The 25,622-nt window shown below is 54.8% G+C and carries 29 protein-coding genes; 15 read left to right on the top strand and 14 right to left on the bottom strand.

Translation table 11 applies throughout. The features are described from left to right. Positions 1-337: 337 nt before the first annotated feature. Together Q6A51_RS26680 and Q6A51_RS26675 are read left to right on the top strand one after the other, a co-directional pair. The gene (locus Q6A51_RS26680; protein WP_304576112.1) at positions 338-1,348 is read left to right on the top strand and encodes a competence protein CoiA family protein; all 1,011 of its coding nucleotides are present in this window, start codon (positions 338-340) and stop codon (positions 1,346-1,348) included. 152 nt (positions 1,349-1,500) lie between these two features. After that, positions 1,501-3,468, top strand: coding sequence for a DNA topoisomerase III (locus Q6A51_RS26675; protein ID WP_304576111.1), 1,968 nt, complete (start codon positions 1,501-1,503; stop codon positions 3,466-3,468). Positions 3,469-3,511: 43 nt separating this feature from the next. Here Q6A51_RS26675 and Q6A51_RS26670 read toward each other — a convergent pair whose 3' ends face one another. After that, positions 3,512-3,769, bottom strand: coding sequence for a hypothetical protein (locus Q6A51_RS26670; RefSeq protein ID WP_048392840.1), 258 nt, complete (start codon positions 3,767-3,769; stop codon positions 3,512-3,514). Positions 3,770-3,977: 208 nt separating this feature from the next. On the opposite strand from Q6A51_RS26670, the gene Q6A51_RS26665 reads away from it, so the two are divergent. The 13 genes from Q6A51_RS26665 to Q6A51_RS26605 all read left to right on the top strand — a co-directional run bounded on the left by Q6A51_RS26665 (position 3,978) and on the right by Q6A51_RS26605 (position 14,666). After that, positions 3,978-4,319: a helix-turn-helix domain-containing protein gene (locus tag Q6A51_RS26665; protein WP_048392839.1), complete on the top strand. Its 342-nt coding sequence runs from the start codon at positions 3,978-3,980 to the stop codon at positions 4,317-4,319. 900 nt (positions 4,320-5,219) lie between these two features. Beyond that, complete coding sequence (locus Q6A51_RS26660) at positions 5,220-5,795, top strand: STY4534 family ICE replication protein (protein WP_048392835.1); 576 nt, start codon at positions 5,220-5,222, stop codon at positions 5,793-5,795. Between the two features lie 70 nt (positions 5,796-5,865). Continuing rightward, on the top strand, positions 5,866-6,123 hold the full coding sequence (locus Q6A51_RS26655; RefSeq protein WP_048392834.1) for a hypothetical protein: 258 nt from the start codon (positions 5,866-5,868) through the stop codon (positions 6,121-6,123). Between the two features lie 100 nt (positions 6,124-6,223). Then, positions 6,224-6,718: a RadC family protein gene (gene radC / locus Q6A51_RS26650; RefSeq protein WP_304576110.1), complete on the top strand. Its 495-nt coding sequence runs from the start codon at positions 6,224-6,226 to the stop codon at positions 6,716-6,718. A gap of 53 nt (positions 6,719-6,771) precedes the next feature. Beyond that, the gene (locus Q6A51_RS26645) at positions 6,772-7,518 is read left to right on the top strand and encodes a DUF5983 family protein (protein WP_304576109.1); all 747 of its coding nucleotides are present in this window, start codon (positions 6,772-6,774) and stop codon (positions 7,516-7,518) included. 106 nt (positions 7,519-7,624) lie between these two features. After that, entirely contained in the window at positions 7,625-8,167 is a 543-nt protein-coding gene (gene pilL2 / locus Q6A51_RS26640) for a PFGI-1 class ICE element type IV pilus protein PilL2 (protein ID WP_048392828.1), read from the top strand. Next, the gene (locus tag Q6A51_RS26635; RefSeq protein WP_048392827.1) at positions 8,164-8,835 is read left to right on the top strand and encodes a chemotaxis protein; all 672 of its coding nucleotides are present in this window, start codon (positions 8,164-8,166) and stop codon (positions 8,833-8,835) included. The genes pilL2 and Q6A51_RS26635 overlap by 4 nt, the downstream gene beginning before the upstream one ends. Before the next feature lie 9 nt (positions 8,836-8,844). Beyond that, a complete protein-coding gene (locus Q6A51_RS26630) occupies positions 8,845-9,564 on the top strand; it encodes a TIGR03759 family integrating conjugative element protein (RefSeq protein WP_304576108.1) in 720 nt (239 codons plus the stop codon). Further along, positions 9,546-10,094: a lysozyme family protein gene (locus tag Q6A51_RS26625; RefSeq protein WP_304576107.1), complete on the top strand. Its 549-nt coding sequence runs from the start codon at positions 9,546-9,548 to the stop codon at positions 10,092-10,094. Before Q6A51_RS26630 ends, Q6A51_RS26625 begins: the two co-directional genes overlap by 19 nt. After that, positions 10,091-10,606, top strand: coding sequence for an integrating conjugative element protein (locus tag Q6A51_RS26620; RefSeq protein WP_212802747.1), 516 nt, complete (start codon positions 10,091-10,093; stop codon positions 10,604-10,606). The genes Q6A51_RS26625 and Q6A51_RS26620 overlap by 4 nt, the downstream gene beginning before the upstream one ends. A 9-nt stretch (positions 10,607-10,615) precedes the next feature. Further along, positions 10,616-12,775, top strand: a complete 2,160-nt coding sequence (gene traD, locus Q6A51_RS26615) for a type IV conjugative transfer system coupling protein TraD (protein ID WP_304576106.1) — start codon at positions 10,616-10,618, stop codon at positions 12,773-12,775. A 40-nt stretch (positions 12,776-12,815) separates the two neighbouring features. Beyond that, positions 12,816-13,544 (top strand): TIGR03747 family integrating conjugative element membrane protein, encoded by a 729-nt coding sequence (locus Q6A51_RS26610; RefSeq protein WP_304576105.1) that lies wholly within the window; start codon positions 12,816-12,818, stop codon positions 13,542-13,544. Positions 13,545-13,682: 138 nt separating this feature from the next. Next, a complete protein-coding gene (locus tag Q6A51_RS26605; protein ID WP_304576104.1) occupies positions 13,683-14,666 on the top strand; it encodes an integrase domain-containing protein in 984 nt (327 codons plus the stop codon). A 220-nt stretch (positions 14,667-14,886) separates the two neighbouring features. Here the strand turns inward: Q6A51_RS26605 and Q6A51_RS26600 are convergent, their stop codons facing one another. From Q6A51_RS26600 to Q6A51_RS26540, 13 genes are all read right to left on the bottom strand, one after another. After that, on the bottom strand, positions 14,887-15,366 hold the full coding sequence (locus Q6A51_RS26600) for a hypothetical protein (RefSeq protein WP_304576103.1): 480 nt from the start codon (positions 15,364-15,366) through the stop codon (positions 14,887-14,889). Between the two features lie 236 nt (positions 15,367-15,602). After that, positions 15,603-16,736 carry a hypothetical protein gene (locus Q6A51_RS26595; protein ID WP_304576102.1) on the bottom strand — a complete coding sequence of 378 codons (1,134 nt, stop codon included), beginning with the start codon at positions 16,734-16,736 and terminating at the stop codon, positions 15,603-15,605. A gap of 10 nt (positions 16,737-16,746) precedes the next feature. Next, positions 16,747-17,229, bottom strand: a complete 483-nt coding sequence (locus Q6A51_RS26590; RefSeq protein WP_304576101.1) for a GNAT family N-acetyltransferase — start codon at positions 17,227-17,229, stop codon at positions 16,747-16,749. 124 nt (positions 17,230-17,353) lie between these two features. Continuing rightward, on the bottom strand, positions 17,354-17,881 hold the full coding sequence (locus tag Q6A51_RS26585; protein WP_304576100.1) for an abortive infection family protein: 528 nt from the start codon (positions 17,879-17,881) through the stop codon (positions 17,354-17,356). Between the two features lie 427 nt (positions 17,882-18,308). After that, entirely contained in the window at positions 18,309-19,127 is an 819-nt protein-coding gene (locus Q6A51_RS26580; RefSeq protein ID WP_065942188.1) for a GIY-YIG nuclease family protein, read from the bottom strand. 4 nt (positions 19,128-19,131) lie between these two features. Then, positions 19,132-19,641 (bottom strand): hypothetical protein, encoded by a 510-nt coding sequence (locus Q6A51_RS26575; RefSeq protein WP_304576099.1) that lies wholly within the window; start codon positions 19,639-19,641, stop codon positions 19,132-19,134. A 678-nt stretch (positions 19,642-20,319) separates the two neighbouring features. Beyond that, a complete protein-coding gene (locus Q6A51_RS26570) occupies positions 20,320-20,697 on the bottom strand; it encodes an Ltp family lipoprotein (RefSeq protein WP_065942185.1) in 378 nt (125 codons plus the stop codon). 403 nt (positions 20,698-21,100) lie between these two features. Next, positions 21,101-21,880 carry a GNAT family N-acetyltransferase gene (locus tag Q6A51_RS26565; RefSeq protein WP_304576098.1) on the bottom strand — a complete coding sequence of 260 codons (780 nt, stop codon included), beginning with the start codon at positions 21,878-21,880 and terminating at the stop codon, positions 21,101-21,103. Between the two features lie 527 nt (positions 21,881-22,407). After that, a complete protein-coding gene (locus Q6A51_RS26560) occupies positions 22,408-23,028 on the bottom strand; it encodes a hypothetical protein (RefSeq protein ID WP_304576097.1) in 621 nt (206 codons plus the stop codon). Positions 23,029-23,121: 93 nt separating this feature from the next. Further along, positions 23,122-23,373 carry a hypothetical protein gene (locus Q6A51_RS26555; protein ID WP_304576096.1) on the bottom strand — a complete coding sequence of 84 codons (252 nt, stop codon included), beginning with the start codon at positions 23,371-23,373 and terminating at the stop codon, positions 23,122-23,124. Between the two features lie 65 nt (positions 23,374-23,438). Next, a complete protein-coding gene (locus Q6A51_RS26550) occupies positions 23,439-24,593 on the bottom strand; it encodes a DUF3800 domain-containing protein (protein WP_304576095.1) in 1,155 nt (384 codons plus the stop codon). 118 nt (positions 24,594-24,711) lie between these two features. Beyond that, positions 24,712-25,077 carry a hypothetical protein gene (locus Q6A51_RS26545; RefSeq protein ID WP_304576094.1) on the bottom strand — a complete coding sequence of 122 codons (366 nt, stop codon included), beginning with the start codon at positions 25,075-25,077 and terminating at the stop codon, positions 24,712-24,714. 436 nt (positions 25,078-25,513) lie between these two features. Next, positions 25,514-25,622: IS3 family transposase (locus Q6A51_RS26540; protein WP_304574666.1), on the bottom strand; the 109-nt coding region annotated here is incomplete at its 5' end.

The raw sequence follows: 25,622 nt of genomic DNA, 5'->3' as shown, positions 1-25,622 counted from the left end.
CAACATTTCCATGCTGATCACCCTGTGTTCTCCTGCTCAAAAAGTGAGCAGAAGCAGTTGAACACCTGGGTCAGTTTTCAGTCGGCAGAACAGCCTCTACTGGGTCAGTTTTCGGTCAGCGGCAACATAATTGGTCAATAAATGATGTAACTAGGTATGTAATTGCGCCCCTGCGCGATACAACAGTACGAGGTACCATTGCCCCATCGACATCATGCAATGGATACGCACTGTGGGACTGCTTGCCTATAGGTTGGATGGGACACCCGTTGTCTCGGTATTCCTAACGGACGAAGAATGGAAAACCGAAGCACTGAACAAATCCCGGGATCTCTTCATGCCCGAGACCAAAAGCCGAGCGGTGCTCAAGGTCTCACGGCTTGGGCATCGTTTCTTTTCCCACAAGCCAGGTGAGCGCAAACTCAGTCAAACAGGCGGCGAAAGCGATGATCATGTCATGCTTAAAATTAAAACGCTTTTTGCTGCCACAGCCGCGGGTTGGTCTGCACTTCCTGAGCAGTCAGGGGTAACAGCTTCCGGCAAATTCTATCGGGCTGACGTTCTTTGTACTCATCCGAATGGCAAGACCAAGGTGGCTGTCGAAATACAACGATCAACACAGCGTGATGTCGACTACGAGGAGCGTCAGAGAGTCTACGTGGAAGCAGGTATTCGCTGTATCTGGATCGACATTTCCAAGAAAGCGTATCGTTATCACATCAGCAAGCCAACCAAAGCACTTCCTCGATTTGAGTGCAAGCGTCAGTCTCCAGACAGTACTGGCACCTACCTCGTATCCATCGAAAAGCAAGACATCGACTTCCCTGAATTTATTCAAGGAGCACTCACGGGAAAACTCAGATTCATTGAGCACGAAGTGAATACCTCCCTTCACCACATCAGAATCCATCGAAAGCGGTGCTGGAGCTGCAAAATTCACATCTGTTTACTAGACCCGGAATTTACTGAGGATCTAGTACGGCAGATGCCGAAAATCGTCTCCACGATCCATCGCAAGACCACGCACATTCAAGATATGTGCAGGATCAAGCTGATTCACTTCAAAAAAAGAGGAGTCAAAGAGCACGTCTCATGCTGCCCACACTGTGGTATTGCGCAATCCTATTCTGAACTGGACCACAGGTTTGAATTGGCTGATCACGTGGCGTTTCTCGCCATTGCCCGACCTACCGGTCTTTTACCCAGAAGGTTCTGGTCTTGGGAGACTCACCCGAAACTTGAAATGCTTCCGGTCCCAGGAGCCGCATTTCTTATCACAGGAGAGCCTGACGACGACTCCGCATTGCTTGAGATCCTGCGCGAAAACCTTAAAGGGTGCCATTGGTAAAATCTGTACTTATTGATGACTGCTGACCTGGCAGTTTTCCGGTTCTTGGCTTCCCGTCAAAATTAATATGGGTAACTTAGCAATCCGGTTTCCCATATCTCGCCATTACTGTTTCCAACAACGCTGCTCCGAACTCAATCCGGAGCAGTTCTATGCGCCTCTTTCTTTGCGAGAAACCCTCCCAAGGTCGTGACATCGCCAAGGTTCTCGGAGCCAACCGGCGCAGTGATGGCTGCCTGATCGGACCCGAAATAACCGTTACCTGGTGTGTCGGCCACCTGCTTGAGGCCGCCCCACCCGAAGCCTATGGCAAGCATCTCAAATCCTGGTCACTGGACCACCTCCCGATCATTCCCAAGCAATGGCAGGTCGAGGTCAAGCCCAAGACAGCGGCACAGTTCAACGTCATCAAACGTCTGCTCAGCGAAGCTCGCACCGTTGTCATCGCCACCGATGCCGATCGAGAAGGCGAAATGATTGCCCGCGAGCTACTGGAACTCTGCAATTACCGAGGCCCCGTTCAACGCCTCTGGTTGTCGGCACTCAATGAGGCGTCGATTCGCAAGGCATTGTCCTCGCTCAAGTCTGGTCAGGAGACTTTTCCACTCTACTACTCAGCCCTCGCCCGCAGCCGGGCTGACTGGCTGATCGGCATGAACCTCAGTCGTTTGTTCACCCTTCTCGGACGGCGAGCGGGCTACGAGGGCGTATTGTCCGTTGGACGCGTACAGACCCCCACATTGCGTCTGGTGGTCGATCGAGATCGTGCAATTGCCAGCTTCGTCTCGGAGCCCTACTGGGAAGTGGATGTGCACCTGTCCTCAATGGGACAACCATTCATCGCGTCGTGGTTACCACCCAGCTCAGGGAGTGACGAGGCCGGCCGTTGCCTAGAGCAGGCGCTTGCCAGTCAGACCGTCGAAGCGATCTTCAGCAGTAAAACCGCCACAGTACTCTCGCTGCAGACTGAGCATTTCCGCGAAGCGCCACCCCTACCCTTCGACCTGAGCACACTGCAAGAAGTCTGTTCACGCAAGCTGGGGCTTGGCGTTCAAGAAACCCTGAACATAGCCCAAGCCCTATATGAAACGCACAAAGCCACCAGCTATCCGCGCAGCGATTGCCGCTATTTGCCAGAGAGTATGTTTAACGAGGTACCCACAGTTTTCGATGCCCTGCTCAAAACGGATCCCGCACTACGGCCTGCGCTCGGAAGCCTCGATCAATCATTGCACTCCCGCGTTTGGAACGATGCCAAGGTCACCGCGCACCACGCCATTATCCCCACCAGCGAGCCGGCGAACCTTGCGCGGATGTCCGAACAAGAACGCCAAGTCTACGAACTGATTCGCAGCCACTACCTTGTGCAGTTTCTTCCACATCATGAGTTTGATCGGACCCACGTAGAACTGGAGTGTGGTGAAGAACGACTGACCGCCGTTGGCAAACAGATCCTGGTTCAGGGTTGGAAAGGTTTGCTCTACGAAAACACCGAGGAGGATGAGCCCAATCAAAAGGCCCAAGCTTTACCAGTCTTGCAACAGGGTACTCATTGCGCCGTGGACGACGTCGAACTCAAGTCCATGCGCACCTCCGCTCCCAAAGCGCTGACCGAGGGCGATCTGATCAAGGCCATGAAAAATGTGGCCAAGTTGGTCAACGATCCACGCCTGAAACAGAAACTTCGGGAAACCACCGGTATCGGTACCGAAGCCACACGAGCCGGCATCATCAAGGGATTGATTGATCGTGGTTATTTGCTAAAGAAAAAACGCGCCTTAATAGCCTCGGCGGCGGCCCATACCCTAATCGAGTCGGTACCCGTTGCAGTCACTGATCCGGGTATGACCGCGATCTGGGAGCAGGCTCTGGACGAAATCGAAGCGGGACGTCTGAGCCTGGATGCGTTCGTCGCCAAGCAAGTGAATTGGATAGCGCAGCTGGTGGCAAGCTGCGGCTCACTTACTTTAGCCATGCCTATCGAAGCCGGTCCGGTCTGCCCCATTTGCGATGCCTCAATGCTCAGGCGTAAGGGAAAATCAGGGCCGTTCTGGTCATGCTCGCACTATCCGGACTGTAAGGGCACTGTGCCCATCAGAAAAGATACGCGTCGCCCGTGACGCGCCATTGGAGATCAATATGAGTGTTGGGGCGATGTAAGGGTCAGTGCATCATTAACGGCGGCTGATCCCTCTCCAACTCACTTAGTGGTTGTCCAATTTCACGGGCCAAGGCGAGACCTGTCGCAATCCATATCTGCCCCAATTCGTTGAACGCTTCCAGGTGAGCAGGATCTTCGTTGAGCCAATGGACAAGGCTGTCGAAATGCTCGGAATTCTCAGGGCAATCATGAATCTTGATGAACAGCTCCAGTGTTCGCTCCCAGATCCGATCCATAACATCCTTGCTCTCCTCTTCCATGCTCAACCAATCCTCAGCTTGTCCTTATCAGACCGTTCATTCTCAATGGCCATCTTGGAGTCTGACCCTGGAGGAACAGAACCCTCGTCGCATTACACAGCTATTTCAGCCAATATAGCAACCTTATAAGTCGACACACAACCTTTAAGGATGTTCATGTCAACGGGTCTTTGCTCAACCATTCGGGTTGAACTGGAGAACTCATCACTTGGCACATAAACATCCGACCCAAGCCCAAATCGGGCGCATGATCGCTAAGCACCGAACCCAGCGTAATCTGACCCAGGAAGAGGTGGCTGAACGCCTGGGGATTGGCAGTGAAGCCATCTCGCGCCTGGAGCGAGGCGTGGTGGAGCTCTCCGTGGTCAAGCTGATGCAGTTAGCAGATATTTTCGACTGCCGGATGGATGAACTGCTGACGGAGTCGAGCAATCGCCCCAATGACCAAGGCCAGATGATCGCGGGTTTGCTGCGTGGACTGAAAGAAAGCGACCGTGCCTTTATCCTGGCTACTGTCGAACAACTGGCTGCTCATCTCGCCAACAAATGAGCTTATGCGCTGGTATTCGATATCCGGGCCTTTGAGGGGAGGCTCTCTGCCTTGACGTCATCTCCCCCTCTCTGCTGTAGTGCCTCAGGATCATCGCCAACGGCGACCCAAGACCGATTCGCTCCGGGTAGCTCGGTCGAACTCCTTGAGTTCGGAGCCTTCTCTTCTGCGGAATTTTTCATTCCCGTTTTGTGCTCGGCCTGATCGTGGTGGCGGATGACCACTGTTGCCTCCAAGGCAACAGTGGTCATCCGCTTCGGCGATCATATTCAGTCCCGGAGCCCGCCGGGGAATCACTGGGCACCCTTTGTGCGCGGATGCGTGCCAGCGTGTTCCGACCCAGGCCACGACAAGGGTCGGTTGGCGGGTCATGGCGCAGGTAAATCAAGTTTTGCGAGGAGCTTGTCGACTGCGTCAGACCGCCTAAGGTGGCTTTTCTATTCCTCGCCTGGCCCCCAGCCAGGCCCACTCTTCACTTTCTTCAGTCCAGTAATTTCCACTGTATTCCGGCCATAAAAAACCGGCTTGCGGCGTCTTGACGCTCCCCTATGACAGGCTTATACAAAGGGTGTGGTTCGCTGTCGTTGACAGCCCAGCCCAGGTAGCTTGAACCTTCAAGGCTACGCCACGCTTGTGGTGGTTTACCCAAGTGCGATCAGCGTTCGGAGGCTCGCACGATTGCCGCTTCAGCGGTGATGAATGCCTACTACCCCAGGTCCGCAGACCGCTGCTGCGGATTCTCTTTTGCTGCACCGCTATTCCCACGGTGCATCGTTCTGTTTGTCATTGGCTTGCCGGTGGCGTGTCGTCATCGCTTGCCTTCACCTTACCCACCCTGACGGGGCTCACTTCCCCGTCAGGGGTCGTGCGTCGCCGTTTTCCCCTGAAAGGAGAACCACCATGGCCCACGCCAACCAATCCCAAGAAGCGACCTCTTACTTCAATCTGCACACCATCGGTATCGGCTACCTGAACCGTGTTCGTGAAGTACAAGTCCGCCGTGGCCAGCCGTTCATGGCCTGCGATATCGCCGCCCTGCACGGTGCCACAGATGCGGTCGAGTACACTCGCTTCGACTGCAAAGTCGCTGGAGGCGAAGCTGAACGCTTGATTCGTCTCTATATGGACGCCGTCAAAGCCGAGAAAAAGGTTTTGCTGTCGTTCCGTATCGGCGACCTGTGGATCGACCCATTTCTCTATGAGAAAGGCGATAAACAAGGCCAACCGGGCGCCAGCCTGAAAGGTCGTCTGCTGTACATCGACTGGATCAAGGTCAACGGCACGTTCGAATACAAAGCGCCTGCCAGGCAGGAGGCAACAGCACCAGCTGAGCAAGCGCCAAACAGTGAGCCATCCCCAACGTCGGCTGATGCCGAAGCTGAGGATACCGACAACCCAGCAGAGTCCAGGATTGAATCTGAATCTGCACCCCGCACGGCCCGCCGTGTCACCACACGCACTGTTCAGCCCGCCTGAACAATTCACGATGTTTACATTAAGGCGCTCAATCGAGCGCCTTTTCTTCAATCAGCACAGGAGACCCCACATGGAATCCTTCTGGCTTTGCGACGACTGCCTGTTCGCTGCGGCTTACGAGGACTACAGCACGTTATCGCTCTACTACACGACCGATGAGATCGAGAAACGCATCGCCGGTATCCATCTTGGACTGGTCCGGCTAATGCCCATCAGTGCCGACTTCGATCCCGAAACTGGCCGGGGAATAAGAACCTTCTCTCCGTTGCCCTGCGACGGTTGTGACTCACATCTGCACGGACAACGCCACCGATTCACTCGGCTGTAAACAGCGCGTCATCGGGCAATGCCCGTCACTCTATATCCACCTCGGGGACAACACTCCCCTCGGGTGTGTACCCCCGGATTGTTCCCTTCGGAGGTACCTCATGAACACCCAGCTCACCCTGATTGAAGCCTCGGATGTCGAGGCTGATCGTATCGCCCAGGAAAACCAGCTGATCGACGAAGCGCTGCGCATTCTGGATCGTCGGCTGTTCACCCGCGGCCCCAACCTGACGTCACCTGACGCCGTGGCCTCATACTTAAAACTGCATATCGCACCCCAAGAGCATGAGGTTTTCGGTGTGATTTTTCTCGATGCTCGCCATCGCGTTCTGGCATTCGAGATCCTCTTTCACGGGAGCATCGATGGCGCCAGCGTTTACCCCCGCCAAGTCGTCAAGCGCTCCCTAGCGCATAACGCAGCAGCCGCGATTTTTGTTCACAACCATCCCTCCGGTTGCACGGAACCCAGCCTGGCGGATCGCGCCTTGACCGCACGATTGAAAGAGGCCTTGGATTTGATCGAAGTGCGCTTACTGGATCACTTCATCGTAGGCGAAGGTCGTCCTCTCTCCCTTGCCGAGCATGGCTGGCTTTAACCCCCCAATAGGCGTCTTCGGACGCCTTGTTCATTTCCTTCTGGAGCACCCTCATGAACCCTTCACCCCAACCCCCAGCTCTGCTGGAAACATCAAACCCATTTGCTCGCGGCTACGACTACTTGCATATTGAACGACTGCTACAGATCACCTACGCAAACGACTGCCCTCCCTGCTTTCGCCCCGTACATGACGCACAAGCCCACCTGCCCGACGATGCGTTAGAACTGTTTCCCTGCCTGTTCAATGACGACTTCGCTCTGATCAGCGAGGGTCAATCCATTCCGGATGAATTGAATGAACGCTGCCAGTCCACCGGGCTGGTGCGGCAAGTGATCTATGCCGTGACTGGCGAAATGCTCAACGAACGACATCATGTCGGTGACCTGTACTCCTTGGAAGAAGCCCAAGCCATGGTCCATCGTTTGAGCTTCGACACAGGACACTACAGTCGAGCCTGGGAGATCAGTACCGCACACCTCACTGACGAAGCGCTGCGCCACCTGGAAAGCTGGGTTGGCAATTTCGACTCCAAGCCAACCGGACTGCTGTTTGAACCCTTTGCCCTGCCAGACTGCAATGGCGTCGGATGTAAGCTGATCGGCACGCCCTGGACCGACGATAACTTGGTGAAGATCGAGGGCAATCCTTACTCTTCGCTGAGGCAAGAGCAGCTCGACGCCAGTACGCCAGAGGCCTTGGTCAACGTACTGTATCTGGCGGCATTAGCGGATGTGAGGTTGTTGATTTTCGACCCCGACGCTGCCGTCTTGGATGGGCTAGCCATTTTTGATGAGTAGCAATGCCTTCGGCGTTAACACGACTCGCCTTGAATCAACTTTCTCACTGAATGACTCCTTCACCTCATGTCAGGTTCTGCACGGAATCTGACATGAGGTTTTTTCCATGGAGCGTTTTTTCACGCCTGTCTGCCTGCTGGGCTTGTTGAGTGCCTGCACCGCACCAATCCCAACCCCATTGCCGACTCATCCAGAGATTGACGGTGGCTCCAATCGACCCCAGTTATCGAGGAGCCCAGCCGACGAAAGCCATCCGTCAGAGCTCCGCTATGGCCGCTATACGCTGGTCAGCACCGAGCCCACCACGGAACAACGTGATCTTCTCGCTCAAATCGTTGACGTGAGCATTCCGTCCAACCTGAATCCTTCGGTACAGGAAGCAATGCAATACGTGCTGCAGCGCTCGGGTTATTCGCTCTGCCCTGCCGAAGAACCAGTGAAAATACTGTTTACCCGGGCTCTGCCCGCCGCCCATTACCGACTCGGCCCGATCTCATTACGCAACGCGCTACAAGTGCTGGCAGGCCCCGCATGGCAACTCACGACCGATGAGGTCAGCCGTTCGGTCTGCTTCGAACGGGAGAAAAATGATGCTGGCAAGGTGCGGGTCACACCAACCTCGTCCCATCAGTCGGAGGCACGCCCATGAAAGCCTCGACATTTCAAACTCTCATTGTCGGCTCCCTTTGTCTGGCGGTCTCCGGGCTAAGTGGTGGCTTGTATAACCAGTATCAACGCGTGACCGAGCTGGAAAATGCGAACGCCCAACGCTTACAGACCCTGGATACCCTGCAACGTGATTCAAGCACCCTCATGGATGCACAGGAGAAGCTGCAGTACGCACTGAAAGACCTGAAGCAAATGGTCGATACCGGTGAGCAACAGGCCAATACCCTCGATCCGATGTTGGATCAATGGGCGCAGGAGATACAGGAGCTACGCGACGGCCTGGCAGACCGCGCCACCGAAGCCGACATGATCGCGCTACGCGCACGACTTGAGCACGTCGAGCAGCAACTCCTGGACATCAAGACCCAGCCACCACTCCCACCACCAACGCCCTCCTCGGCCAAGCCGAATAAAGCCGCTCGCGCCAAACCTGTCCCGCTCTCACCGCCATTCTCAATGCTGGGTGTTGAATCTCGCGGTGGCGAGCGTTTTCTGGCCGTCTCACCTCCTGATAGTCGCTCGCTCACAGATATCCGGTTGCTGCACAACGGCGAGCAGCTCGGCACATGGCAGCTGAAGGCGCTGGAGCCGAACGCGGCCATCTTCACGGTGCCCACTCAGCCAGACCAGACCGTGCAACTCCCTTGAGAAACGATCATGAACCGAGCGCTACTGTCCCCTGTCGTCTGTCTCGTTTCATTGCTTAGCACGGGCGCTGCGATGGGTAACCCTGTCACGACACCGTCACGGGTCCAGGACACACAGTCCACTCCGCTGTGGCGCTCGCACCCTGAACAGGCGACAAGCTGGGGGCTCACGGAGCAGGAATGGACACGCTTCGAACAGATCCAAGCCGGCCCGCGTGGTTACTGGAGCCCGAATCTCGATCCGCTGACTGCACTCGGCGTCGAAGCAGAGAACGACCAGGAGCGTCAGCGCTATGCCGAATTGCAGGTAGCGCTGGAAGCCAAACGTGCCGAGCGCGAGTTGGCCTACCAAAATGCTTACACCGCGGCCTGGGCCAAGCTGTTTCCGGGGCTGTTGCCGATCCAGGGTATGGCATCCCCGTCCCCTGCCAGCTCATCGGTAGAGCCGCGCCAAGCTCTGTTTGTCGAGGACCATTGCCCAGCGTGCACCGCTGAAGCGCAGCGTCTGCAAAACAGTGATACAGCGTTCGATATCTACCTGGTGAGCAGCCATGGCGAGGATGAACGCGTCCGTCGCTGGGCTCGGCAAGCGGACATCGATCCGGCCAAGGTTCAGCGCCAGCAGATTACCCTGAACCATGACCGAGGTCGCTGGTTCAGCCTGGGTGCTGCGGGGCCATTGCCCGCCACATTTCAACAGGTGAACGGACAATGGCAACGCCTAGACTGAGCGGACTTGCGCTCTTGCTGACGATGCTCGTAGCCCAGGCTGACGAACTTCCGCCGCCTGCCTATCAACTAGCGGCGCATAACGCCAGCATCCCTTCAACGGTGCTGTTCGCGATTGCGCTGCAGGAGAGTGGTATCCGCGTCCGTGATCAACTGTTGCCCTGGCCCTGGACCCTGAACATCGCAGGAATACCTTACCGATTCACCACCCGAGCGGCCGCCTGTCACGCCTTGCATCAAGCACTCGCCCGGCATGACGCCAAGCGAGTTGATGTCGGTCTTGGACAAACCAACCTGGGTTACCACGGACAACGTTTCCTCAGCCCTTGCGAAGCCCTCGATCCCTACCGAAATCTCGCCGTGACTGCCGCGCTGTTGCAGGAGCATCACGCCGCTACCGGTGATTGGGTGTCAGCTGCCGGCCGATATCACCGCCCGGCAGGAGGAACGCCGGCCGCGCGTTACCGCGCCGGCTTTTCCCGACAACTCGAACGATTGCAGGTTTCCTTCAAACAGGGCACACCACAATGAAGCGAATACCCCTTATCTGCTATTTCATCCTGCTCTTGGCTCCTTTCGCCCAGCCGGAACTGACCGTAGCCGGGGATCAGCCTAGCGACTTCACATGCCTCCATTTTCAGGTCGCCAGACCGCCAATAAACAACAAGATCCAGCCTGATCGGGCCATGCAGGCGGACCTGTCCACGTTTGCCGATGAAGCCTGGATACTACCCGTCCGCAGCTCTCACTTGAGCCCCGGTCAAATCACGTCTCGCGCCCTGAACATGCCGGGCTTACGGCCATTTTTCCTGGTAGGTGAGGATCCCCAGTCACTGGCTTGGTTGCGTCAACGCGCGACTGAACTGCAGGAAATGGGCGCGGCCGGTCTAGCGGTTGAAGTAACCGATACCGAAGCTTTGGCCCGAATTCGAGCAGCCGCTCCGGACATCACCATCCTGCCGGTCAATGGCAACGACATCGCCTCTCGCCTGAAAATTGAGCACTACCCTTTCTTAATCACAGCCACCTCACTGGAACAGTGAGTCTGGGTCATGGCCGAGCATGCGATGGAGTCCAAACTCCGGCCCGCAGTCGAGCTGTATACCGTGGCGATCTGCGTCGCCGCGGCGGTGTTATGCGTGTATTCGCCCTGGGCCGTGGCCCTATCACCCGAGATCGGTCTGATTGCGGCTCTGGCATATGCCCTGTTCGGTTTGATCCGCCTCCGACAAGCCTGGGAGGTGTTGCGCTATCGGCGCAATATCCGCCGGCTGCCTCGCTACGAGCTGACAAGCCGGCAGATTCCGGTGAGCCGCAAACGTCTGTTCATGGGCCGCGGCTTTCGCTGGACCCGCCTGCACACTCAGCGCTTGGTCGAGGCGCAAGATCCGGCGGTCGCTCAATATATCGAGCAACCGACCCGATACCGCCTGGCACGTGGACTCGAACAACGTCTGGAGCATGCACCGTTTCCGCTCTCAGCATTGGCCCGTGTCACGGTTTGGGACAGCGCTTTCAATCCATTGCGCCCTTTGCCCCCAGTCGGTGGCTCGCCGCTGTTGCACGGGGTCGAGCCCGACGAAACAGAAGTCAGTCTGCCATTAGGTGAACGGGTCGGACATACCCTGGTGCTGGGCACTACCCGCGTTGGCAAGACCCGGCTCGCCGAGGTTTACATCACTCAAGACATTCATCGCATCGAACATGAGGTGGTCATCGTCTTCGATCCGAAGGGTGATGCCGACCTGCTCAAGCGCATGTACGTCGAAGCCAAACGCGCCGGTCGGGAGAAAGAGTTTTATGTGTTCCATCTGGGTTGGCCAGAGATCTCTGCCCGCTACAACGCCGTAGGACGTTTCGGACGCATCTCGGAAGTGGCGTCACGCATCGCAGGGCAACTCAGTGGTGAAGGTAACTCGGCGGCGTTTCGTGAGTTCGCCTGGCGTTTCGTCAACATCATCGCCCGGGCTCTGATCGAGTTGGGTCGACGTCCAGACTACCTGCAAATCCAACGGCATGTGGTCAACATCGACGCATTGTTCATCGAGTACGCCCAGCAGTTTTTCGCCAAGACCGACCCGAAGGCGTGGGAAGTGATTGTCCAGCTTGAAGGCAAGCTCACCGAGAAGAACATTCCCCGGCACATGGTGGGACGCGAAAAGCGGGTGGTGGCCATCGAGCAATACCTGGCGGCGAAACGGGTATTTGATCCAGTAATGGACGGGCTACGTTCTGCGGTACGCTACGACCGTACTTACTTCGACAAGATTGTCGCCTCGCTACTGCCGCTACTGGAAAAACTTACCACCGGAAAGACCGCCCAATTACTGGCCCCCAACTACACCGATCTAGATGACCCGCGGCCGATCTTCGACTGGATGCAGATCATCCGCAAACGCGGCATCGTCTACGTCGGCCTGGACGCACTGACCGACGCCGAGGTGGCCGCCGCCGTGGGCAACTCCATGTTCGCCGACTTGGTCTCGGTCGCGGGACATATCTACAAACATGGCATTGACCATGGTCTGCCCCAATCGGGCAGCACCGGTGACAAGCTGCCGATCAACCTTCACGCTGATGAGTTCAACGAGTTGATGGGCGATGAGTTCATCCCGCTGATCAACAAAGGCGGTGGCGCCGGCATCCAGGTGACGGCCTACACCCAAACCCTCAGTGATATCGAAGCACGCATCGGTAACCGAGCCAAAGCCGGCCAAGTGATCGGCAACTTCAACACTCTGCAGATGCTCCGTGTGCGCGAGACCGCCACCGCTGAATTGCTTACCCAGCAGTTACCCAAGGTCAACGTGCTGACCAAAACCCTGGTGTCGGGCGCCACCGACACCTCCGATCCTGAGGCCAACACGGATTTCACTTCGTCCTCCCAAGATCGGGTCAGCAGCACCTGCGTGCCCATGATCGAGCCGGCTCACATCGTCAGCTTGCCCAAGGGGCAAATGTTCTCCTTCCAGGTGGGCGGGCAGCTCTGGAAAGTCCGTATGCCACTGCCCAGGCCCTCTCCCGACGATGCGATGCCCGAGGACCTGCAGGAGCTCACCCAGCGGATGCGCACCAGCTACAACGACCAGGCGGGTCACTGGTGGAGTGCAAGTGGCGGTGGCCCGACGCTCGACTTCGATCCAGATCGGGTTACGCCACTACGCACTTCTTCAGCGGTGGATGCTAGTGTTCCTGCTCAGGAGGCCCCATGACGCCGTCGGCCCTGCAGTGCATCTCGTGGAGTCAAGAAGGATGACTTCAGCTCAGAACCCTCCACCGCAACCCATCCAGCGCCCAGGGCTAATCATCTCGGCGATTAACCTGGTCCTGCACGTCATCGGTTTGCTGATCGCCTCGTTGCTGTTCTCGATTCTGATCGAGTGGGCCGGTCTGCTGCTGTTCTGGGGTAATCAAGGCTGGCGACACAGTCAGGCGATGCTGAGCAGCGAACTGGGCTGGCTCAGTGAGCACTTCACATCCTCACTGATTATCCAACAGCCTGGACAGACGATTGTCCAGTGGCTGGATTTCCTCCAGCAGTGGTTACTGGTCAAGACCGGTTTTACGGATTTCGCCCAGCAGGCGCGGGCGTCGAGCCAGGATAACGGTTTCTGGAGCGGGCTCAATCAGCTGTATGTGAGCATCGAGGATTTTGTACTGGCGGCGGTGTATGTCACTTTCACTTTCGTGGTGCGCCTGACCATTCTGGTCTTGGCGACCCCCTTGCTTCTGCTGGCCATGTTCACCGGCTTTATCGATGGTTTGATGCGCCGCGACCTGCGTAAATTCGGCGCTGGGCGCGAAAGCAGCTTTGTCTATCATCGGGCCAAGCGAGCGGTCATCCCACTGCTGATCGTGCCCTGGATCCTTTACCTGTCCCTACCCTTTTCGCTCAACCCAATGGCGGTACTTCTGCCTTGCGCCGTGATGCTCGGGGTCGCCATGGCCATCACGACGGCGACATTCAAAAAATATCTCTGAGTGCGACACGAATGCTTATCTGCGGAAGTGTTCAAGAGGCCAGCTAATGAGAGGCCCAAGCTCCCGGTCGTAAGGAGCCGCCAGTCCCGCGTTAGTGGACAACCCTCACAGGTGTTTGGCTTCGAGAGGAGTTTGATCATGGCATTGGTTGGTGGACGAGATGGGCGCAATTTTGGCTATGGCCGACAACTGAGTTATGCCGGACCGCAAGCCTTGCTCGATCTTTTTGGCGGCGGGCATTACGCCACGGTCAAGGCGCACAGTGATCGCTGGCAGGCGTTTGTCCGCTGGTGTCGTTCGGAGGATGGGCCGGGGTTTAACGACGCGCGACAGATAGATCGGCAGACCTTGCTGGACTACGCAGGGCATCTGCGCCAACAAGTTGAACAAGGCGCCATCGGCATCGCCACCGCGCAAAACCGGTTGTCCAGCGTGAACCGCACTATGGCGGCTCTTCGCGGCGATCAGTCTGTGGCGGCGGTGCCAAGCCCGAGTAAGGCCTTGGGAATACGGCGTACCAGTGTTCGTCGCTCGACGCCGCAAGGCCAAGACCATGAGCAGGTGAAGCGGATCGTCGACGTGCTCTGCGAACACCAAATGCCGCGCGCGGCGGCCATCGTTCAGTTGGCGCGAGCCACCGGCATGCGCTTGCGCGAGGCCATTTTGGCCGACCTACCGCGCCTAAAACATGAGACCGAACACTACGGCAAAATCAACATCCGAGATGGCATTCAAGGTGGCCGCTCACGTGCGTCGGCGCTTCGTTGGATTACGGTAAATGATTCTATACGTGACGCGCTAAAATTTGCCGCACAGGTTTCACCCAACGGTAGCCGCAATCTGCTTGCACCGAACGAAAGCTATGTCGATTTACAACGGCAAATCGTCCGCCCCGCACGAGAGATCCTCCATTCGCACAACCTCAAAGGCTTCCACGAGCTTCGGGTTGCCTATGCGTGCGAACGCTATGAACAGAGCACTCATCATCTTGCGCCCATCAACGGTGGCCGTTGCTACCAACTCGACCGACGCCGAGATCAGGATGCCCGAGTGCAAATCAGCTACGAGTTGGGACTCGGCCGTATCGACCTGTTATCGACTTACATTGGTGGTCGAACATGAGTAAGCCATTCGATATGAAGCCGTTGCTACTGCTCGCGAACATAGTCCGACATGATCGGATCGGCCGTGACGTGTGAATTGTGCTGGTGGTTCTTTGGGAATGGCATGGTCTTTTCCCTCAACTTTCCAAGGTCAGGCCGTAGCAACAAGTAACAGCCACGTATTCGGGGTGAAGGCCAAGCTTTTTCCTTGAGCATCAGGCCAGTTAAGATGTGAGGCTTTAACCCGCTCGATTTTCAAATGCCTCGTGGGTTCGGTGATTGGCTGATACCACTGCCCGCAGGATAGTCAGACCATGCAGCAAAAGCTCTTCGCTACGTTGCGGCGCAAACCACTCGCCATTGAATTTGCCGCCATGGAAGAGATTGTTTCGCACCCGGCAGACTTGGAGAAGAATCAATTCGGCTCGGTTTCTATGGTCTGGAGGCGTCGTGTCCCAGCATAGGTTGCCTTCTCGCACCACCTGCTTTTTGGGTGGGAAATTGAGGTAATACTGAATTGCAATTTCTGTTTGTTCGGTCGGATTTTCAAAGACGCCCAGGACCTCTTCGGCGAACGCTTTCCAATCAGCCTTCGGCTGTCTATCGCCTTCCCTGAACCCCGCGACCTTGAGGCAGTATTCGCTACGTGCGAATTCGCGAAAAAACTCAAAAGCAAGAAAGTCGAGATGGGAAACTTTTTCAAGTAGTTTGTTCGGCATGTCAACTCCCTGTCGCTCTCGCGGACGTCAAACCCGCGCCCTGGTACTACTACCAAACCCCCGAATCAATGGGGCGGTGGTACAGCGGTTTTCTTTCATTTCTGAGCTTTCGAACCAGTGGCACCCAGTAACAGCGTTGGCAGCAAAGTCAGCGGTACAGATTTATCGAGCAGCCCGTCCAGAACCCATCAAGCCGGCACTCAAGCGCACACAGTGGATGTTGATGACGACCTGCCTTACTCAGCTTCGGCCTCCAACCGCAGACGGAACGCCTCATAGTCTTCGGTAACCACATCCTGCCCCCGGAACGTCCCGAACGCGAAGAATTCCTTCACATCTTGCTGAGCATCGTCTACCACTCTGTCCTCTATGCCGAGCAGATACTTCAGAATGTACACTTGGCAAATCAACTCGGTGATTAGCGCTACAGAACCCGCGACCCTAAAGGAGGCTTCTACGTTTTCCGCGAGATCGAGGCGGATTGACGCCGAGTGCGCGACAGAATTACGGATGGTATTGAGCCACCAGAGACGAGTAAGAGCTTCATCAGGGGCATTCTCGGGGAACATGCCAAATCGCTCCAAGAACGCACGAAGTTTCGATAGAGCGGCTTCTCCCAGCATGTTTGGCAGCCGCTTCATAATGTCGGTGACGATTTTCGGGTCAATTTCAAGCTCGGCGAGCTTGGACTCGAACGTCTTTGAAGCCTCGTTGAATTTCTTTCTGACCAACTTGCTATAGCGGTCAGTTTTTTCCAGCTTGCGCCAGCGAGCGACCAACGTATCCAAGGCTGCGGCAGCCATACCGACCTTGATCTGAGCGTTAGTAGAGGTCATCGCCAGAGACAAGGCATAGATGGCCTCACCTCCCCCCGCTACCGGCAACGCTTGAACCTTCGACCAGTCGAGTCGGGAGCACTTGAAGAAATTCAGTCCAACTAACTGCTGTCCGGGAATCACCGGTAGTGATTGCTCAGCACCATTGCCCACCGCGACATGTTTGCCAGTGAGCAGGGTAAGAATCAAGGACAGATCATAGGCTCCGTCATTTCCTGGCAACCCCGGAGCCAGAATGGAAGGCTCGTTCAACGAGGGGTGCTCTTCGACCACAGCAGTGGGCATCCATTTGCCAGGGACCGCTGGCAGCTCTATCACCTTCGACTCTTCAAAGCCTCTCGAAGTGAATGTACCTCCCCCTATGACCTCTCGAACCCCATGAGGAATTGCTTCCTTCAGCACCGAACCATCGCTCACACAGACGCGATATGGGCCGATGCTGAACTCGCCCTTAGTGGTGATACCGTGGTCAAAATTGTAGACGCTTCTGAAAACGGACTGAACCTGATCCATTTTTGGTACACAGTCGCTCATGACGATTTTCCTATGGCCGTTCAACAAGGCGGGTATAGCCCAGAGCTGGCTCCCCAGACTCGGAATCAGTGGCCTGCACTGCATTTTCCGAAATCACCTTTGCAGCTACGCGCTGTGAAGAGCGATTGTCGACGCCCACGACAGCTTCTACGTAAAATTTTTTGATGCCATGCCTGCTGAGGCCATTGCGTAGCTCCTGAATGCCTTGCTCTACAATCTCAGACGCCAAGCCGCGATTACGGTAGGCCTCTGGAACGGCGTACCCTAGGTTGAAGCAGGGGACGCCCTCGATGGGCTCAGCCATAATGAAGATTGCAATAGCCTTAACACGCCCGTGTTCCACCTTGGCATAGGTGTACCGGACCTCGCCGTTGGGTTTGTCAACAATGACCCGTAGACTGGGGTGCAACTCCGCTGGATGCGTGGGCATACCTCTCCGCACCTCTCTTTGCAGACTGATCAGAGCATTCATTGGGTCGGCTATTTTACCCATGCCTTCGTTCCCTCGATTTCGCGGACGCGAAAATGCGCGCCCTTCTACTGACCCAGCCCCGCTGTTGAGGGCAGGGCTTGGGGTGTATCCACCAATTTTTCCTCGATCAGTTGGAGTTCGGCAGCTAGGCCAGTCGACGCTCACGTTTCGACAGCTTCCCGAGCAAGTACGCCGAGATAGTTCCCACAATCTCGATAGCGGCTTTAGCCTCCTCTGACGAAAGAGTGGGCACCCAAGGCCTTCCATGGCCAGCACCCTGCTTGTTGCGAACTCGGTTGACGCCGAGAGCGGCGGTGAAAAGGCCGCGCTCCATCGATTTAATCGCTGGTTCACCGAGCTGCTCGGGAATCTCTGGCACTGCCAACTCAAGAGCGATGAAGGCCATACCCAAAAGGCCCTGAAAGTTCGCCTTTTCTGGATAACGCCCCTCCAGGCTCATAAGCACGTGGGCTGCGGTAGCCTCTAACAAATCCTTTCCAGTACCCGCTATGAGAGCCGCATCCTCAGCCCCCTTTTGAGCACGAATTGCATAGGCCCACAAAGCATCAGTCAATTCCGCTCCGACAAGCGCGGTCAGTACTTTGGGAGATACCGTCCCATCGTCCGCTAGATTAAAGCCCTCTGCGTTGAAGGCTCCCTTAGCGTTTTCCACAGCCTCACGGCCTACGTAGTTCGCAGATGTTTCGCGGAAACCACCACAGGCGCGGACTTTAGAAGGAGCCCAGCGACTAGGCGAGAACCAGCCTCAGGCTGTAGCTCCATCGCACTGTAGAGCACCGCACGAACTCGCTTCGCTTTGCCAATGGTCTGTCCTTGCTGCTTTGGATCATGCTTAGAAAGACCAACGGTGTTCACTTGAAATTCAATATCGGCATGGGATGGCTCCCGATAAATGCCACTATTTCCAGAGTCGTCTACGAGCTGAGCCAATGCATGGATGATCGTATCTGTAAGCGGGATAGTATTCATAAGCTTCTCACCAACCTTTCCCAATTCAGTCTCTCGGACGCCCAATACGCCCTGGTACTGCCAAAGGCCCATTCGAGGGCCGGTGATATGCAACTGATTTCTAGAATCAGCTATGAAGCACCCTCAATACCCGAGCTTGTTGTTGAGGTAGGCTTGAGACGTGTGTGTTTTCTTCGCCCCTCCATCAGCACCGCCTTTGCTTCTTCTCTACTACCGGATCGGCAGTGAAGGATGTATTGCGCAAGCCTCGCCTGATTCTCGTAGTCGATTTCCAGCCAATCCAGCTCCGCATGAACATACTGAATGATGTCTTCTAGTTTCACGCTGAACCACTCACCGTTCGTGCGGTACTGGGCAAAATGCTGGTGACACTTCGCCTCGGCCGCAAGGCAGTCTGCAACCTTGGCATTGATTACATTGACTAGCACGCTCCCATGGCCGCTCATCTGTGCACGCTGGCGACGACCTGCCGTCTTGGTATGTCCGATCTTGCTGAGCCCTGTCATCCCATCGAACAAGACATAGACATAACCGACCAGTCGGTCAGGCGGGCTCGTTGGGTTTCCAGGCGCACGCGAAGCGAGATGCGGGAGAAATTCCTTCGCGGCTTCTACGAAATGCGCCCAGGTTGGGGTTACATCGAGGTCTTTGAGGCTCTTTAAAATCCGCCGCTGTCCAACGTTTCGATCGGAGTCATCCGCATGCGCCAAGCGGATGGCCTCATTGACAATCATGCCCCAGCCTAGGAGCGACAGCTCTCGCTGTAAGCGCGTCGCAGGCAGGTCGAAAGCAGCCGCCAAGTCAGCGAGTTCAACCTTTTGCACTTGTTCGACCATGCCGCTTTCCTGAACTTCGGTTTTGATGTTGTTGGCCACTTGAGTACCTTCCCGTTTAGCCCGCACGGCGGCGGGCTTGTAGGTGCCGTGCATTTTCCTATGCGTCGGCAATATCGGCTCGCATGAGGGTTATTCTCGGCAAGAGCCGCTTCCGAATTTCGTCAATCAATTCGGTTATCAGTTCGCATTCATCGTTCGTGAAACGCAAAAACGGTGCACTGCGTAAATCGGTGACCGACTTAGAATTTATGCGCCAAGGCTGGACTTTATGGTGCTTGCTATTCGAATGTGCATACACCTCATGGCGAAGGCTCATCAACCGCTTGTGCAGAGCTATAGCGCCTTGATCTTCAGGCAAAAAACTTTCTGGAAGACTCGGCCATCCGTAGCTTTTGGTGAATGCCCTCGCATAGCTAACAACAAGTGCCGTCACAAATGCGGATTGCTGCATGTAGATAGAACCACGACGCTCCCAAGGCGCTGAGTGCCACCCTTTTTTCAGTAGATGTTGGGCGTATTGGCGTGCAAGGCCCAAATCATTGGCGGCTACGTAGAGGCGTTCATACAGTCTCTGCTTCTCTTCACCCGCGACCGCTGGAATGTCCATATTCTTACTTTTCCTCTGGCGTTCAGTTGTCGGCGCGGCGGGTATTCGGCTTGGGTGTACCTGGTGACATTTCCTTCAACTCACAGGGCGCGATTCACCACTTTTTATTACCGAGCTGAAGACGCTCAAAGTCTTTCGCGAGCGTAATCAGACCAGAGCGGCACCTGCTAAACCTTGCCGTTTCGCGTGGGAATCCAATCGATTCAAGGAAGTCGGGGCTACATGAACTGAGCAATTGGCGACTGACATGGTTAGTGTAGTCAGACTCGAATCTGCGTTTCCCAATAACCGCTGACTGAGCTTCCCGATTGGCGTCCGCCATGACCTCGTGCCGATGAACTTTCCCGTTGGCTTCAGCTCCAGATCTGTATGCCAAATCTCTCAAAACTTGGGTCACTTCACATAGAGTTTCGTAGTCAGCCTTCCGCTTGTGTGACCGGTAGAGGTAAAAAACTATCGCCCCAGAAATGACAAGGATTAGAGGCCCAAAATTGTTCATACAAGCCTTTCCTACTGGTTCACGTTGTCCGCAGCGGCACGAGCCAAATCGGCACGGGCAAACCATGCTTCGTGGTGGCATTGGTCAACATCTTGCTATTTCAGCCCAACGGCCTAGAACGATGGTTGTAGGCAAATTCGATTATTCCAATGTAGCTATCGTTTGAACCACGCCGTTTTTCAGCAACCATCTGCATGTTTTGCCCCGTAGGTTGCTTGGTCCACAGTGTATTTTTCTCCAGCACTCGAGGAAAGTTGCTTAATGAGGCCTTTGCACGAGAAGCCCATCATATTGAGATACTGCTTCGCAGACCTCACCGCCTGCTGGTTCCAATCAATGCTCATGCTGTCCACTGCTATCGTAGCGTCAGAAACGTCGAAACCCTCTCCAGCATCAGATGAAAGCTGATGAATAAGCCCATTCCGTGAGAAGCCGGTCATGCTGAGATACTGCTTCGCTGATCTGACTGCATTATTTTGAGGTCCGGTCAAATCTCCAGCCCATGAGGGCCCAGCAGCAAAAAAAGTGACAGCCAATATTACTTTCAAAAAATTCATCGGAATATCTCCAGAACCCATGCAGCGCCTCGAACGGCCTTAAAATTCTTGTCTTACGGCTCAACTTTACATGACACGTCCCTTGAGGGGACTGAGCGAATTTCCTCGGCTTTCACCTGGTCAATCAATGCCTGCAGCTGCGGCGGTAGGCCAAGAATCACGTTTATTGCGAGAGTCATTTTTTCCTACTTCTTCTTGATTGGCTGGGCCTCAAAGTGACCGCTGCTACGAGACACGAAGTGATGCCCGCAGTAAGGGCAGTCATAGCTAGCATCTTCCACCCCACCACCAAAGCTGCCTCCAGTCTCAACCAGCTTGAATTTTCTTTTGCATGAAGAGTTGACACATGTTTCCGTCGTTTTGGTAGACATGCTTCTTTTTCCTTGATCCGTTCAGCAAGAAGTTAGAGCTCGATTTCGTTGAGAGTGATGACATCCAGATACCAACCACAGCAGTTCGGCGTGGCCCTAAATCCGATAGCTCTCGCCTGTTCATGCTTGACTTTGCCCTTGACGATCTCAAAGCCACCCCAGCTGACTTCAACAACCGGATCTTTCAGAATCCGCTCGTGAGCGACAGAAACGCGATGCGCCAATTCAAGCGAGCGCGTTTCTTCGTCGAATTTAGCCATCACGTAATGCACACGATCAGGCTTTACCCGCTCTTTCGAGTACAGAGCGTTCTCGGGGTAAACGCATACGGTGACCATCTCCAATGCATCGCCCCGAACGTGCGCGTGAGCCAACTTCGAAAGGCGTTGCATGTAGATTGACCTTTGATGCTTTAAATCTCCAGCATCCCTGTGTACCTCAAAACCCATTTGCGACCAGAACTCCACGGAGCTGCGTGGTTCACATTGAACAACGAGCACAGTGTTGTTAAGTGCTTCTTCCTTACGAATGGCATGCTCAACAAGTGCCCGTCCAATCCCGCGCTGCTGACAACTGCTTTTTGTCTGCAAGATAGTATCGTGTGAAATACCGTATGTGAGAAAACCAACCGGTCCTTCCGCACCAATAAAGACCGTCATCCGCTTTTCGGCGCACGCTTTCTGAATCATGCCCCAATTGTTGATGAACCCATGCCCATTGCGCGCCTCACGTTTTAACCATTCCTGGATGAGTGGGAGATCGGCATCCACCGCCGTGCGGACACTTTCCTTCATTTTCTTGGTCTTTTCCATAACCCCTCCGAGTTATTTAAGCGCGCTTGACAGTGCAACCCATGGGGATTGGTCGAATTTTCCTACTCTTCACCAAGCCAAGCCCAGTACGACAATCCAAGCTCCATCGTTGCCGCTTCACCACCGGTGACTCCACGCGCTTTGAGCCTGGATATCTCCTCTTCCATCCAACGCATCAGTGCCGCTCGCCCGTGTGGGCAACTCCCGTACCCATCTTCTAAAGCAGCAGCAATACTCTGAAGCTGGTCACTGTTCATGGCGTTTCTTGACCTCCGGCTTCGAGGCTGGAGACATCAACAGCCCGCAGGTTGCGCACAAATACGTGTCACCTGGTCCATCCGTGAGGCCCTTAGTCGACACATTCTCCCAACACTTTGAATACGGCTGATCATTTTCGGACGTTTGCTCTTCGCCCCGGTGGTTATTCGGGCAAGCGAAGTAGCGATATGAGCGCATAGTCATAGGATTTTTCCTATGGATGGCCGTGGCTTAGCGAAACCACAGTTTTGAAGTTGAACACTACCGGCTCACCAAACATGCTGATCCATCTCACCCAGCTCCGAATGAATGCCGGAAAGCAACATGAACATGCTGTCCATGACCTCGCTGAGATGTCGAACATTGATATGGTGTAGATCCGGCAGTGATAACTGGCCCTTCTTGTCCTCGGGGTACCGAAAAGAGAACGACTGCGGATCAATCTCGGCTAGTTGATGTAGGAATTGCTCCATCGCAGGCACCTCCTGATCGCATGCATGTGGAGTCAGCTCATTGAGCAGCGTTCGCAGTTCTGCCCACATGGGCACCAGGCTATGGCTGTGGTCTTCTTTGGCAGGAGAATTTGCCAGCTGTCTAGCCAACGCCAGAATCAGCTTGATTTGAAGCTCTAATCCTTGGCGGTAGAGGAATACTAATGGATAAATAACGCTGTCGAGATTGGTTCTACGCTCCGACAATGCATACAAAATTGCATCTGCCGCGTCTTTATACCCAGCCGCGTAGATATCCATGGGATAAGGCGCCCAGCCAAGCATGGCATTGTTCTGCCAGTCGTCACCTCGAACAAACAACTTCTGACCTGCAAATTCTGATGGGAATTTGGAACGTTCACCAAGGTTGTCGTCCAGCAAGTCGTCGCAATTGCTCATTTTCATTCCCTCGTTTTCTCAGCCGCGAAAGTCGCATCGCCCTTTACTGGTTGTAGCTCAGAGCTTGGGGTTGAGCTGGCTGATTTTTCCGTGCTACTTCGGTTGATCGTCAGTGGTCGTGTTTTCAACTGCGCGCATGTACACCGCCATATCACCCATCTGCTCTACAATGGCGGCTTCGCTTGCTTCGTGCACGGCGCTGATCTTGGCTTTCATTCTCAGGCACGAACCGCAATCGACGTGCACCCAGTTACTGGTGCCGTTGCTGGCTTCCTCGAGCCAAGTGCCGCATGGCGCCTGATCGGCTTCGTCGTCGTCAGGATAGGGATCAAAGTGCGTGGCCATCGTCGCTTTCCGAAGCGGTAACCAATATCGAACACACCATTGATCAGCCGCACTCGTGCCGCGCTTTATAAGTCGCGGTAGTCCTCCGGGTATTCAATCCCATGCAAGAACCATAGACTTTTGGCATTGCTCTCATGAGGTGCCTGATTAAAGATGAAGGCAGGGCATTCCTCATCTGCTTTGTCGATCAGCTTAGCCACCAGATCAGCGTTGCGGCGCTGTTGCACTGACAGCTTTGCACTCGCTTCTTCCAGGTGATCAATGCTGCACTTCTCCATAAAGCTGAAATGTTTGCCCAGGAGCCCGCAGAGAATGTCCGAGATCTGTATGGCAGGTTCATTGTGTGAAATTGCGAACCGGTAGCTTACGGGCTGGCCACCCCACGCAATTTCGTTGCGCTCAAGGCTTTCCCGGACCCGCGGTTCTTCGTCAAATACGTGAACCGATCTCACGAATGTGGCAAGTCTATGGATGAAGGCTGTATCAAAACCACTCACCAGCTCATCCTTCTCGTTGCCGCAAAGATACACCAGCGTAGTGACCCTGGAAGCCTCTTGGAGAAGGTCTGAGAGCGCCATTCTTGCCATGTTTCTGAACGTGAAGCCGCCACTGAAGAGAAACTGGCGTACAGCTTTTAGGAATTCGGGTATTCGCGCTGACGGTACGTTCGGGTAGTCGAAGGTCTTTAGTAGCCGGAAATACCCAAGTGGCTCTAGCCTCACTATGGCGTGCAGTTCGTTTTTCAGATCGTCCCGAATCGATGTGTAGGTCTCGAATTGATCATGATCTAGCAGCGAGTCAATCAGGTCGACTATCGACCAGTTCAAGATGCTGAAGTTAGAGAAGTGAATGTAAGCTGGCGACTCCAGAAGCCATGTGAGGAACTGCTCCAGCTTGTTGGAGCTGAGGCAGGTGATGTAATCCCCCTGGGCCAGGTGCTTTAGCTTCAACTCTTTGACTGATGGCTGAATTCTCAATTGTGCCCTCAGGGCATTAATATCAGGCAGGCTGGCCCCTGGCCCCAGCGCTACACCCCCGAGTACAAAGCAATCCAGAACCTCATGATTGAGCCCGGTTCCAGTCAAGGATAGGCTTCGGATATTGTTCGTTTCGTCGTAATACAGCGTGTAGGCCTTATTGATGTTCTTCATCAAGTCCTGCCCGGGAAATCTAAACAGGCCGGCATCGATCACTATTTTTTCGGAGCTGTCATCAATCATGGGTCTACCTGAGGTCGATTCCGGCTGGAGGCGAAATGACACCCTAAGCCGTTTCGCGATACTGCGCACGTTTTCCGTTCTATTTGCGCTATGGCGAAATTATAATTAGGTCGCCCTGTTATGTCTGACGTCCATCAGAGTTCAGAATGCCGTTAGAAACCTCGTTATCTATCTCCATCTGGTCCAGAAACGCTCTCTCAGCGGCACTTGGTAATTTGTACCGATAAATAACGTCAGTAACATCTTTGATGTCCGAAATGCTCCGATCAATGTTTACAGACGCCTCAACTAATTGCTCCAGGTGAGCAGTAGTCGATTGGAACCTTTGGCTCTGGTCAGCACTTATGTCGTGAAGAACTGCAGTGGTCTGAATGAGCGACGAAATTCCGGTCTTTACTTGGGATACGTTGAAGAGGATTCCAAACGCAAGGATGCATATCACCCCCAAGAGACCAGCAATGAGTCCTAGCAAAACTTCAACCATGAGATTCTCCTATCAATCATCGTGGGGGCGATCAGAGCGCTCTGATACTGCTAAAAGGCCAATCCAGGGCAGGTGGTATGCAGCGATTTTTACTCTAACTTTCGGTGCGTCTCGCCAAGGCGAACAGCCTGGTTTGTCACATGTTTTGATGCAGCGACCAGCCAGGAAACCGAGCATTAAGGCATCGAGTAATAGCCCGCTGCTCTAGCAGATTAAACTCAGGCGACGACCTAAGCTGTACAAGATCGCCCTCAGCTACCGAGTCCAACGCTCGCTTAAATTCCCTATACCCGCTCCAGGTACGTTTCATAGCGACGATTGCTGTCGAAGCTACTAGCCGAAGCATAGCAAGCATCATCCCTCCTGAAATCAAAGCAGCGATCTCACCCGTCTTCCGTGGGAGAAGGTTCCAGCAGAGTGAATCGCCCCGGATTCTCTAGACACCTTGCAAGCTCATTGTGTAACGTTTTTCAAACTCTACCGGTGAGAGCTGATTGTTGAAACCATGGCGGCGTTTTGCGTTGTAGAACATCTCGATGTAATCA

Origin of the sequence: Pseudomonas serbiensis (assembly GCF_030580745.1) — a bacterium.
In the GTDB taxonomy this organism is placed as follows: domain Bacteria; phylum Pseudomonadota; class Gammaproteobacteria; order Pseudomonadales; family Pseudomonadaceae; genus Aquipseudomonas; species Aquipseudomonas serbiensis.
This window is presented reverse-complemented; position numbering and strand designations above follow the sequence as displayed.

Excerpts from the sequence above, each read along its gene's own strand:
- Q6A51_RS26630 (WP_304576108.1), top strand. The coding sequence starts at position 8,845 with ATGAACCGAGCGCTACTGTCCCCTGTCGTCTGTCTCGTTTCATTGCTT.
- Q6A51_RS26575 (WP_304576099.1), bottom strand. The coding sequence starts at position 19,641 with ATGGACATTCCAGCGGTCGCGGGTGAAGAGAAGCAGAGACTGTATGAA.
- Q6A51_RS26550 (WP_304576095.1), bottom strand. The coding sequence starts at position 24,593 with ATGATTGATGACAGCTCCGAAAAAATAGTGATCGATGCCGGCCTGTTT.
- Q6A51_RS26635 (WP_048392827.1), top strand. The coding sequence starts at position 8,164 with ATGAAAGCCTCGACATTTCAAACTCTCATTGTCGGCTCCCTTTGTCTG.
- Q6A51_RS26655 (WP_048392834.1), top strand. The coding sequence starts at position 5,866 with ATGGAATCCTTCTGGCTTTGCGACGACTGCCTGTTCGCTGCGGCTTAC.
- Q6A51_RS26670 (WP_048392840.1), bottom strand. The coding sequence starts at position 3,769 with ATGGAAGAGGAGAGCAAGGATGTTATGGATCGGATCTGGGAGCGAACA.
- Q6A51_RS26555 (WP_304576096.1), bottom strand. The coding sequence starts at position 23,373 with ATGGCCACGCACTTTGATCCCTATCCTGACGACGACGAAGCCGATCAG.
- Q6A51_RS26680 (WP_304576112.1), top strand. The coding sequence starts at position 338 with ATGCCCGAGACCAAAAGCCGAGCGGTGCTCAAGGTCTCACGGCTTGGG.
- Q6A51_RS26595 (WP_304576102.1), bottom strand. The coding sequence starts at position 16,736 with ATGAGCGACTGTGTACCAAAAATGGATCAGGTTCAGTCCGTTTTCAGA.
- Q6A51_RS26675 (WP_304576111.1), top strand. The coding sequence starts at position 1,501 with ATGCGCCTCTTTCTTTGCGAGAAACCCTCCCAAGGTCGTGACATCGCC.
- Q6A51_RS26560 (WP_304576097.1), bottom strand. The coding sequence starts at position 23,028 with ATGAGCAATTGCGACGACTTGCTGGACGACAACCTTGGTGAACGTTCC.
- Q6A51_RS26600 (WP_304576103.1), bottom strand. The coding sequence starts at position 15,366 with ATGCCGAACAAACTACTTGAAAAAGTTTCCCATCTCGACTTTCTTGCT.
- Q6A51_RS26645 (WP_304576109.1), top strand. The coding sequence starts at position 6,772 with ATGAACCCTTCACCCCAACCCCCAGCTCTGCTGGAAACATCAAACCCA.
- Q6A51_RS26660 (WP_048392835.1), top strand. The coding sequence starts at position 5,220 with ATGGCCCACGCCAACCAATCCCAAGAAGCGACCTCTTACTTCAATCTG.
- Q6A51_RS26545 (WP_304576094.1), bottom strand. The coding sequence starts at position 25,077 with ATGGTTGAAGTTTTGCTAGGACTCATTGCTGGTCTCTTGGGGGTGATA.
- Q6A51_RS26605 (WP_304576104.1), top strand. The coding sequence starts at position 13,683 with ATGGCATTGGTTGGTGGACGAGATGGGCGCAATTTTGGCTATGGCCGA.
- Q6A51_RS26625 (WP_304576107.1), top strand. The coding sequence starts at position 9,546 with ATGGCAACGCCTAGACTGAGCGGACTTGCGCTCTTGCTGACGATGCTC.
- Q6A51_RS26590 (WP_304576101.1), bottom strand. The coding sequence starts at position 17,229 with ATGGGTAAAATAGCCGACCCAATGAATGCTCTGATCAGTCTGCAAAGA.
- Q6A51_RS26570 (WP_065942185.1), bottom strand. The coding sequence starts at position 20,697 with ATGAATTTTTTGAAAGTAATATTGGCTGTCACTTTTTTTGCTGCTGGG.
- pilL2 (WP_048392828.1), top strand. The coding sequence starts at position 7,625 with ATGGAGCGTTTTTTCACGCCTGTCTGCCTGCTGGGCTTGTTGAGTGCC.
- Q6A51_RS26620 (WP_212802747.1), top strand. The coding sequence starts at position 10,091 with ATGAAGCGAATACCCCTTATCTGCTATTTCATCCTGCTCTTGGCTCCT.
- traD (WP_304576106.1), top strand. The coding sequence starts at position 10,616 with ATGGCCGAGCATGCGATGGAGTCCAAACTCCGGCCCGCAGTCGAGCTG.
- Q6A51_RS26610 (WP_304576105.1), top strand. The coding sequence starts at position 12,816 with ATGACTTCAGCTCAGAACCCTCCACCGCAACCCATCCAGCGCCCAGGG.
- Q6A51_RS26580 (WP_065942188.1), bottom strand. The coding sequence starts at position 19,127 with ATGCACGGCACCTACAAGCCCGCCGCCGTGCGGGCTAAACGGGAAGGT.
- Q6A51_RS26565 (WP_304576098.1), bottom strand. The coding sequence starts at position 21,880 with ATGGAAAAGACCAAGAAAATGAAGGAAAGTGTCCGCACGGCGGTGGAT.
- radC (WP_304576110.1), top strand. The coding sequence starts at position 6,224 with ATGAACACCCAGCTCACCCTGATTGAAGCCTCGGATGTCGAGGCTGAT.